The sequence below is a fragment of the Pseudorhodobacter sp. genome, assembly GCF_030452865.1.
Classification (GTDB): domain Bacteria; phylum Pseudomonadota; class Alphaproteobacteria; order Rhodobacterales; family Rhodobacteraceae; genus Pseudorhodobacter.
In genome coordinates this window covers 1-9744 of the sequence record NZ_JAKDLJ010000107.1, presented here as the reverse complement: position 1 = coordinate 9744, position 9744 = coordinate 1, and the positions used below count along the sequence as shown (strand labels likewise).

The window sequence follows — 9744 nt, the reverse complement described above, 5'->3', positions numbered from 1 at the left end:
TATGCAGCCTCCGCGCTGGCGCGGCGGCCTTCGGGTGCGGCAGGGCTTGCCATCGGGATCTGGCTTGGCTTTGTTGTGCTTTATGATCTCGGACTGCTCGCCGCGATTGTTGCTGATGATGGCGGGCTGTTCACCACGCGGGTTTTCCCTCTGGCCTTGCTCGCCAACCCGGCGGATGCGTTCCGGTTGTTCAACCTCTCCGCCTCTCACGCCACGGCGGCGGCAGCGGGTATTGGTGGCGCTGCCGCCAGCATCCCTGTCTGGCAATCGCTGCTGTCAGTCCTGCTGTGGCCGCTCGCGGCCCTTGGCCTTGCCGCCGCCGCATTCCGGAAGGTGGAGCCATGAACCGCGCTCTTGCCTTGCTCGCCTGCCTGACCCTCGCCGCCTGCCAGGATGAAGCGGCGCAGGATGTCAGCCCGATTGCTTTCAGCGACACCGCCATTGGCCACTATTGCCAGATGGAGCTTTCGGAACATGACGGTCCGAAAGGCCAGATCCATCTTGCGGGCCTGCCCGGCGCGCCGTTGTTCTTCAGTCAGGTGCGCGACGCGATTGCCTACACGAGGATGCCCGAACAAAGCCATCAGATTTTGGCGATCTGGGTCAACGACATGGGGGCCGAAGGGGCCACATGGGTTGCCCCCGGCGCAATGAACTGGATTGATGCGAAAACCGCCCATTACGTCGTCGGCAGCCGGATCGAAGGCGGTATGGGCACGCCGGAGATCGTGCCGTTTTCCGACCGCGCCCGCGCCGAAGGTTTCGCCCATGAAAACGGCGGCCATGTGATGCCGCTGGCGGAGATTCCCGATGCCGCTGTGCTCGCCCCGGTTGCGGGTGATGCCCCCGAGGATGACAGCGAATTTCAACGTCGATTGCGCGCCCTGTCGCGCCAGACCAAAGGATGATGCCATGACCACCCGTCGCCGTTTTCTCGCCATCAGTGCCGCCGCCCTGACGCTGCCCCGCGCCACACAGGCGGCCCCGCTTTACACATGGAAAGGCGTCGCCCTGGGCGCGGGCGCGACCATTCGGCTCGCCCACCCTGACGCCGCCGAAATCGCGGCGCGCGCCGCCGCCGAAATCTCGCGGTTGGAGGATGTGTTCAGCCTTTACCGCACGGATAGCGCCCTTTCCCGCCTCAACGCCAATGGTCGGCTTGACGCCCCACCGTTCGAGTTGCTGCAATGCCTTAGCCTTGCGGGGGCGGTGCATTCCGCCACCGATGGCCGCTTTGACCCGACGATCCAACCGCTGTGGGCAGCTTACGCGGAAGCCTTGGGGCAAGCGCCTGCGCCAAAGCTGTTGGCCAAGGCGCTGGCGCAAACGGGATGGGAGAAGATCCGGCTCGATGAGATGGTAATCACAATGGAACCGGGCATGGCGCTGACGCTGAACGGCATCGCGCAAGGCTTCATCGCGGACCAGGTGGCGGATTTGCTTCGCTCCGAAGGCCTCAGGAATATCCTGATTGATACCGGGGAGTTTGCCGCACTTGGCGGTCAACCGGACGGCGGCGCTTGGCCGGTGAAACTGGCAACCGGTGGCACCGTTGCACTTGAAAACCGCGCGTTGGCGAGTTCGGCGCCGCTTGGCACCACCTTCGACAGTGCGGGCACGCTTAGCCATATCCTTGATCCGCGCAGCGGCTTGCCCGCCGTTGCGCGCTGGCGTGGGGTTTCCATTTCTGCCCGCTCCGCCGCTTTGGCAGATGCGCTGACGACAGCGGCATGTCTTGCCTCCGACAAGGCCGAAATTGTTGGTTTTGTGCAGGCTTTTGCTGGTGCGAAGCTGGAATCTGCAGAAAGAAGTGCCACCTGAACTGTACGCTCTGGACATCGCCCGAAAAGCGCTTGACGCTTGGATAATTCGAAAAGGGCAATTACGGACATGGGCGAGGCGATCATCATAGCGCATGGCGCGCCCGCCGACCCCGCCCCGCAAGAGGCGGTGATGCAATCGCTTGCGGGTCGGGTGGCGCAGTTGTTGCCCGGTTGGCAGGTCCTTGGCACAACGCTGGCGAAACCCGGTGCTTTGGAGTCGGCGCTGTCGCTGCTGGAAGCGCCGCTGATCTATCCGTTTTTCATGGCGGAGGGGTGGTTTACCGGCACCAACCTGCCCCGACGCCTTGCTAGCGCTGGCAAAGGCAGTCTACGGCAGCTATTACCGTTTGGCACTGACCCGGCATTAAGCGATGTGATGCTGCGGGCAGCACGCGGTTTCGACAGGGTGTTGATTGCCGCGCATGGCAGCAAAATCTCCCGCACCTCAGCAGATACGACGTATAAAATGCAACGCACATTGCTGGCGCAAGGGGTTCATGACGTGCGTGTGGGATTCGTCGAGGAAGCGCCGTTTCTGACCGATGTCGCTGCGGAGATGGGCGACGGGCTTTGCCTGCCGTTCTTCGCCCTGCGCGCCGGGCATGTGTTGGATGATGTGCCCCAAGCCCTGCGCGCTGCTGGCTTCAAAGGCGAATTGCGCCCGCCGATTGGCGAGGATGACGCGGTGCCGGGGTTGATCGCTGCCGCTTTACGGCAAGGGTGACACGCCGATCACCGGTAGATGCGCCATCAATACCCCGGCCCAGATCAGCAGTGTCCCCACCAGACGCAGCGGGTTCGGACTGTGAATTGGGTGCCAGCGCCCCGACACAAGCGCGGCAAGCGGCAACACTCTGGTGTGTTGCGCCAGTTCCTGCCATTTCTCCGCCCCCATTTGCCGCTGGTTGCGGCGGTCGATGGCGACCATGCCGAGCAAGGCGAAAGCGGTGAAACTGCCGAACAGAACCACATGCGCCAGATCGCCGTTGACCAGCGTGTGAACCCCGGACCACAACGCCAGCGCCCATAACAGCGGGTGTCGTGTCACCCCGGCGATACCCGGATGCGCCGGGTCGAACCCGGTCTTGCGCCCACCAAAAGACAGTGGATTGGGAGCGCCAATGCCAAAAACCGCCAAAGCGACGGCAAAAGGCATCGCAAGATTGACCACCCACCGCTGCCACGGCATCTGGTCCCAGACTACCTCGAAGGGTACATTGCCCGCCGCCACGATCAACCAGACCAGAAGCAGCGTCGACAACACACTATAGGCAAGTATGAACCCACGCGGTCCCAGCCTTGCTTGCAATGCGGCCCGAAGTTTTGGCCGCGACGGGATCATGTGCGAGGCGAGGAATACCATGAAGGCGAGAAAGAACTCCGTCCAAGTGCCGGTCATGTGCGCGCCTTCATATCTATTTTCGCAGCCTTCATCGCAGCCCGACATCCTGAGTCACGTTGTTTCAACACAAAGACCGCAGCTTTTCCCCCGGGAAAACCCACCGCCACGGGAAAATTCTTCGCAGAAAAAACTTGGCTTCCCCCCTCAGGTGCCACAAAAGGTTTGGTAATTGCCGAAACTCTCCGGCGCGGGTTGGGCATAAGCCTGCAAACCGGGACGCGCTTTGAACGGATCCGAGAGGACATCCAGCAACCGGTCAAACGGGGTCAGATCGCCCAGACCCGCCGCTTCCAATGCCGCCTCCACCAGATGATTGCGCGGGATATAGGCAGGGTTTACCGCATCCATTGCGGCGGCGCGCTTTACCGGATCAGCAGGGTCGCGCGTGAGACGATCTTGCCATGCGTTTTGCCAATCGCGCGCCGCGTCCGGGTCGGTGAATTGCGCGCGCAAGGCGGTAGGACCCACATTAACAACGCCCGACAATGATCTGAATGCATTGGTGAAATCTACGCCTTTTCCCTCCATGACCGCCAAAAAACCCTGCGCCAGCGCCATGTCGCCAGCCTCCGCCGTGGTCAGGCCCAATTTGCCGCGCATCAGCCGCAGCCATGCCGCATCATACAGCGGGGCAAAGCCTCCAATCGCTTCGGTCGCAATCGCAATTGCGGTATCATCATCGTCCGCCAGAAACGGCAGCAGCGTCTCTGCCAGCCGCGCGAGGTTCCAGACCGCGATTCCGGGTTGGTTGCCATAGGCGTAACGCCCTTGCCGGTCGATGGAGGAGAAGACAGTTGCCGGATCATAGGCATCCATGAAGGCGCAGGGGCCGTAGTCAATCGTCTCCCCCGAGATCGCCATGTTGTCGGTGTTCATCACGCCATGAATGAAGCCGACCGACATCCATCCTGCGATCAGCTTCGCCTGCCGCGCGATTACCCGGTTCAGGAACAACAGCGCACGATCTGGCGCACCGATCAAATCCGGGTCGTGGCGCGCGATGGCATAGTCCAGCAGCTGCTGCAGCTTGTCCTGCTCCCCCCGCGCAGCGAAGAACTGGAACGTGCCGACGCGCAGATGGCTTGACGCCACCCGTGCCAGCACCGCCCCCGGTGCGGGGCCATTTTCGCGCAGCACCGCCTCCCCCGTTCGGACCGCGGCAAGCGCGCGGGTCGTGGGGATATGGAGGGCGTGCATCGCCTCCCCGATCAAGTATTCCCGCAGGATCGGACCAAGCACCGCTTTGCCATCGCCACCACGCGAAAACGGCGTGCGGCCAGAGCCTTTGAGGTGAATGTCGCGCCGCTGCCCCGCCCGATCAATCACTTCGCCCAATAACAGCGCGCGGCCATCGCCAAGCTGCGGTGAAAACCCGCCGAACTGATGCCCGGCATAGGCCATCGCCAGCGGCGCGGCTCCTTTCGGCGCGGTATCGCCGCAAAGCACCCGTGCGCCTTCGGGCGTATCAAGCGCATCGGCATCCAGACCAAGTTCCGCCGCGAGGGCGCGGTTCAGCCGGACAATCGCAGGATCCACAGCCTTTGCGCCTTGCCAACTGACATATAAACCGTCCAGATCACGGGCATAACTGTTGTCGAACGCAAAACCAAATGCGTCCGGGGTGGTTTGGCTTGGCATCGGGTGTCCTTTGTTCGGGCAGATCTGCGCGGCTTATCAGGCAAGGTAAGTCCAGCGTCCTTGTATCGCAAGCCCGGTGCCTGAATCGGCATAGGCCGGTGCCGGCGGAGCGACGCGCAACCGGCAGCCGCAGTCGTGCCGGACCAACCACACGTCCGCAACCCGTGTTAGAACCGCCAGCTTCGCGCCTTTCAGGCAGCGAAAACCCAAATCTTTCCGCCAAACCGCCCTGAAACTGTGTCCTAAGGTACAACCAAGGGATATTTTATCAAATTGCAGTTGCCGAAACTTTCCGCAACGGAATAGGGTGTTCACAATTATCTTATTACGCGCAGGCCCGCGCGCTTTGAATTTATAGGTATGCCCATGAACGCTCCTGCCCAATTGCCGAAATCCAAATCCTCCGTTTCCACACACGGCCAACGCACCCGCAGAACATCGCTGCTGGCGAGTACGGCGCTGGTCGCGGGGATGGCAATGACGGGGGGCGCGTTCGCGCAGCAGGCCTGGGACCCGGACGCGGCGGCGGGTTTGCAGGGTGGGACGGGCACATGGGATGGCGCCACGGCGAACTGGACGACGGATGCCGGGGCAACCAACAGCACCTATGACGGCACAACCCCGGTACCGGAGGCGATTTTTGGGACCGCTGGCGGCACCGTTACCGTAAGTGGCGCGCAAAATATTGGCAATCTGACGTTCGATGTAGATGGGTACGAAATCACAGGCAGCAGCCTGACGATGAACCCAAGTAGTAACATCGACGTAACAACCGGCGCGGCGACCATCGCATCGACGATTGCAGGAACCACTCTGACGAAAGGTGGCACCGGAACGCTTACCCTTTCCGGCGCGAACACCTACACTGGCGACACGAACGTGTACCAAGGCACGCTGGTTATAGATAGCGCCAATGCACTTGGCACCAATAATAACCGCTACATCGATGTTCAGGCGACGTCTGGTCTGGCCAGTCTCGATCTGGGCGGATTTACCATTAGCGCCAGCAACATCATCGCGAATCAAGGCGGCGGCGGGCAAACCATTTCCAACGGGACCGTTTCGGTATCTGGCACCACTCGAATTGGCGTGGGGACGATTGGTGCCGTGTTGGCCGGTGCAGGCTCCCTCCAGCGCATATCGCTCAATGCAGCTTTTACGGGTAATTTGGCGGCGGCGAATACCTATACCGGTTCAACCGATGTTCAGGGCCGTTTGATCATTACCTCCACCGGCAGCATCCTGACTACATCGTCGATTGACATTAGCGGTGCAGGCGTTTTGCGCGTGGACGGCGCTGGCGGCAACGCGATCAGCGACACGATGGCGATTACCAACGCGGGCAGATTCGAACTCTTTGGTTCAGATGAAACGATTGGGTCAATCGCGGGCACTGGCGGCATTTCGGTGGGTGCGGGCACCAACTTGATTCTAAGCGATGGAACCACTCACAGCATTGACGGCGTTATTTCTGGCGCGGGCGGGCTGACCATCAACAAATCCGGTGGGGCGGTAACGCTGAGCAGGTCCAACACCTATACTGGCACGACCACCCTGGAAGGAGGGGCGCTGACGCTTGCGAATAGTTTTGCGATTGCCGACCCCACAGTCGGCGGACTCGGCGGTGCGGTTGTCGTAAACGACGGCACTTTGAACGTAACAGCGAGCGAAACAATCGGCGCGTTATCAGGCACCGGTGGTAGTATCGTATTGACCAATTCCGCATCGCTTTTTTCAAGCGCCCGGGACAGCTCTTCACGCGAATATGCGGGAACAATTACCGGCGACGCAAATACCGCGTTTTCGAAACGTGGATCAGATAACCTTACCTTAAGCGGTGTCGTCGGCGCACCGACGGTTATCGTCGAAGGTGGAACTTTGACGCTGACCAACACCGGCAACGCGATGACGGCACTGTCGGTCGATGGGGGCCGCTTGAACATTGGTGCCACGGGAACGACGAACGGGGCCGCGATCGCAGTCGGCGGCGCGGCGACCATCGGGATTACGGGAACGGTGACCAACAGTTCTGCCATTGCCGCACCGGGAAATACCGCATTCACATTGGACGTAGACGGGGCCGATACCGCGACCCTTACCGGGGCAGTAGCCAGTGGCGGCGGTGATATCACCAAGACCGGCATCGGCACACTGAACTTGGACGGCGGGACAACGACCACTGGCGCGCTTGGTGCCACGGCTGGCGCGGTTGTTTTGGGCGGGACCAATTCGCTCGGCTCGATCGTGGCAAATGGCGGGTCGGTGACGCTTGATGCGGCGGCGGTGACGACGGTTGGCACGGCTTCGGTCGCTGATGGCACATTGACGCTGGCGGGGACGATCAACGGATTGACCGCAATCACCGTCGGTGATGGGATCGGCGCTCATGTCGATGGTGCGGATCGTTTGGTGATCGGGACGGCATTGACGGGGGCGACGACCATCACAACGATGGGGTCCGACATTGTTTACACCAGCGACAGCGGGGCGTTGATCTTGTTAAGCAGTGACGACACCCGACTTGAGGTGACGAATGCGGGCGATCTTTTCACGCAATCAGGCGAGATTTCGCAAGACGCCTCGTCGCGCCCGATTGAAAAGATCGGTGCGGGCGAATTGATCCTTTCAGTCGCCAACATCTACACTGGCGAAACCAAGGTGACCGCAGGTACGTTGAACGTGACCGGCAGTGTCGCCTCAACCCTCTTGACTGTCGAAGATACCGCCACCCTGGTCGTCGATGGCGCGGCGCTGGACGATGCTGCGGCGGTGACACTGAATGGCACCGGCAACTTGATCGTAGACAACGCAGATGAAACCATCGGCTCGCTTGCGGCGGCGAATGCAGGGTCTAGCGTGACGCTGAACGCAGGGCTGATCGTGGGGGATACGACGCCGAGCACGACGGTTGCCAGCAAGATCACCGGCGCGGGTGGGCTGACGAAACAAGGTGACGGAACCTTGGTCCTTTCAAATGAGAACACCTACACCGGTGCTACGACCGTGACCGCAGGCATTCTGGATGTCACAGGCTCCGTCGCATCAACCATGGTCAACGTCGATGGCGGCAGTTTGAAGGTGGATGGCGCATCTATTGCGAATACGGCAGCGGTTACCTTGGCTGGAACCGGGAATCTGACCCTGACAGGCGATGAGGAGGTTGGAACCCTTTCCAGCGCATCCGCCACCGCAACGGTACAGTTGAATGGTCACCAACTTGTCGCCGGAGACAACGGTGACCAGACCTTTGCAGGAGTAATTTCGTCGAACGGCGCAAACGGCGGTACATTCACCCTGCAAAAGAAAGGCAACGGAACGCTTGCCCTGACCGGGCAAAACACGTTTGCAGGGGTGATCGACGTTTTGAACAACGGAACGCTGACACTCAACAACGCGGGCGGAGATGCCATTGCAAGCACGGCCAGCATCAGGGGTGGCGGCGGAACGACCGCCAACTTCCTCACCAATGAGACAATGGGCGTGATTGACGGGGGGATAAGCATAAACCTGGGCGGCAATACCGTGACGTTGACCAATCCCGATGTCTCCGGAAACCTTTCTGGCGTTGTGTCGGGCACGGGTAGCCTAGTCAACGCTGGCGCGTACCAAACCTTGAGCGGGATCAACACCTATACGGGGTCAACAACCGTCACCGGCGGCATACTTACGCTTGCTGGCGGGCAGGCAATTGTAGACACCGGTGCGGTGGTTGTGAACGGCGGTACGCTGGCGCTTTCGGCAAACGAAACAATTGGCTCCCTGGCCGGTGCGGGCGGCGGTGTCAACCTTGTGGCAAATGCATTGACGACGGGTGGGGATGGGTCCTCAACCAGTTATGCCGGGGCCATTTCTGGCGTGGGTGGCACGTTGTCGAAGGCGGGGACCGGAAACTTTACCCTTTCCGGAACAAATACTTACACAGGCACCACGACAATCAATGGCGGCACATTGACCCTGACTACTGCCGGATCAATCGACAGCGCAACGGTGACAATCGGCGGGTCTGGAACTTTGCTCGCGCAAGGCAACAGCTTTGATGCAAGCACCGCAATTGGTAACTCCGGCGTGTTCACAGTGTCTGGCGATGAGACGGCAGGCAGTCTCGACGGTATAGGTGATGTCAATGTCAACGGCGCGGCGGTGGATCTGACCGTCGGTGGCGCCAATTCAGACATGAACATCTCTGGCATCGTTGCAGGCGACGGTGGATTGATCAAGACCGGCACCGGAGTACAAACGCTTTCGGGAGCCAACACGATCAAAAACCTGACGGTGCAGAATGGTGTCTTGCGGCTGACGGGCGACAACTCCGGCATGGTGGCCGGGGGCGGTGTGCTGGTCGCGGGCGGAGAGCTTGTGCTGGGCCACAACAACGCGGCGGGCGGTGCGGGCGGCAAGATCACCACCACCGGATCGACGATCACCTATCTTGACGGTGTGAACGATGCGACGCCGATTGCGCTCAATTCCGACACGACAAAGTTGAATGTCGCGCTGGTTGCAGAATCTGCCGAACAATCCGGCGTAATTTCAGATTTCGATGCGACGCCGCGCCCGATTGAGAAAATCGGCGCAGGAACGCTGACGCTTTCGGCCGACAATACCTATGGAAACACCGGTGTTGGCGCAGCACAGGGCACAAATGTTACAGCGGGCCGCCTGATCATCACCGGCAGCATTGATTCAAGCACGGTTTCGGTAGCCGCTGGCGCGGGCCTGACCCTGGGCAGTGTTTCGGCCTCACCCGATGGTGCGGTGAAGGATACGGCGGCGATTGTGCTGAACGGCGCGGGTGCGGACTTGACGCTGACGGCTGATGAAACCGTCGGCTCACGTGCCGCAGCCGATGGCACGTCGACTATCCAACTGGGGGCCACTTCG

7 protein-coding genes are annotated in these 9744 nt (G+C 60.9%); 5 read left to right on the top strand and 2 right to left on the bottom strand.

Translation table 11 applies throughout. The annotated features are described in order from the left end of the window. The 4 genes from L0H65_RS08430 to L0H65_RS08415 all read left to right on the top strand — a co-directional run. Nucleotides 1-345: ABC transporter permease subunit (locus tag L0H65_RS08430; protein ID WP_301458434.1), on the top strand; the 345-nt coding region annotated here is incomplete at its 5' end. Further along, nucleotides 342-908: a nitrous oxide reductase accessory protein NosL gene (locus tag L0H65_RS08425; protein WP_301458433.1), complete on the top strand. Its 567-nt coding sequence runs from the start codon at nt 342-344 to the stop codon at nt 906-908. The genes L0H65_RS08430 and L0H65_RS08425, both read left to right, overlap by 4 nt. Before the next feature lie 4 nt (nt 909-912). Continuing rightward, nucleotides 913-1821 carry an FAD:protein FMN transferase gene (locus tag L0H65_RS08420; RefSeq protein ID WP_301458432.1) on the top strand — a complete coding sequence of 303 codons (909 nt, stop codon included), beginning with the start codon at nt 913-915 and terminating at the stop codon, nt 1819-1821. Nucleotides 1822-1890: 69 nt separating this feature from the next. Beyond that, nucleotides 1891-2547: a CbiX/SirB N-terminal domain-containing protein gene (locus L0H65_RS08415; protein ID WP_301458431.1), complete on the top strand. Its 657-nt coding sequence runs from the start codon at nt 1891-1893 to the stop codon at nt 2545-2547. Here the strand turns inward: L0H65_RS08415 and L0H65_RS08410 are convergent. After that, nucleotides 2533-3222, bottom strand: a complete 690-nt coding sequence (locus tag L0H65_RS08410; protein WP_301458430.1) for an NnrU family protein — start codon at nt 3220-3222, stop codon at nt 2533-2535. The two genes, L0H65_RS08415 and L0H65_RS08410, sit on opposite strands and share 15 nt — an antisense overlap. A gap of 147 nt (nt 3223-3369) precedes the next feature. Further along, complete coding sequence (locus L0H65_RS08405) at nt 3370-4863, bottom strand: YdiU family protein (protein ID WP_301458429.1); 1494 nt, start codon at nt 4861-4863, stop codon at nt 3370-3372. A 366-nt stretch (nt 4864-5229) separates the two neighbouring features. Between L0H65_RS08405 and L0H65_RS08400 the strand changes: the two genes are divergently transcribed. Continuing rightward, nucleotides 5230-9744, top strand: a 4515-nt coding sequence (locus L0H65_RS08400) for an autotransporter-associated beta strand repeat-containing protein (RefSeq protein ID WP_301458428.1), incomplete at its 3' end; no start/stop codon positions are given.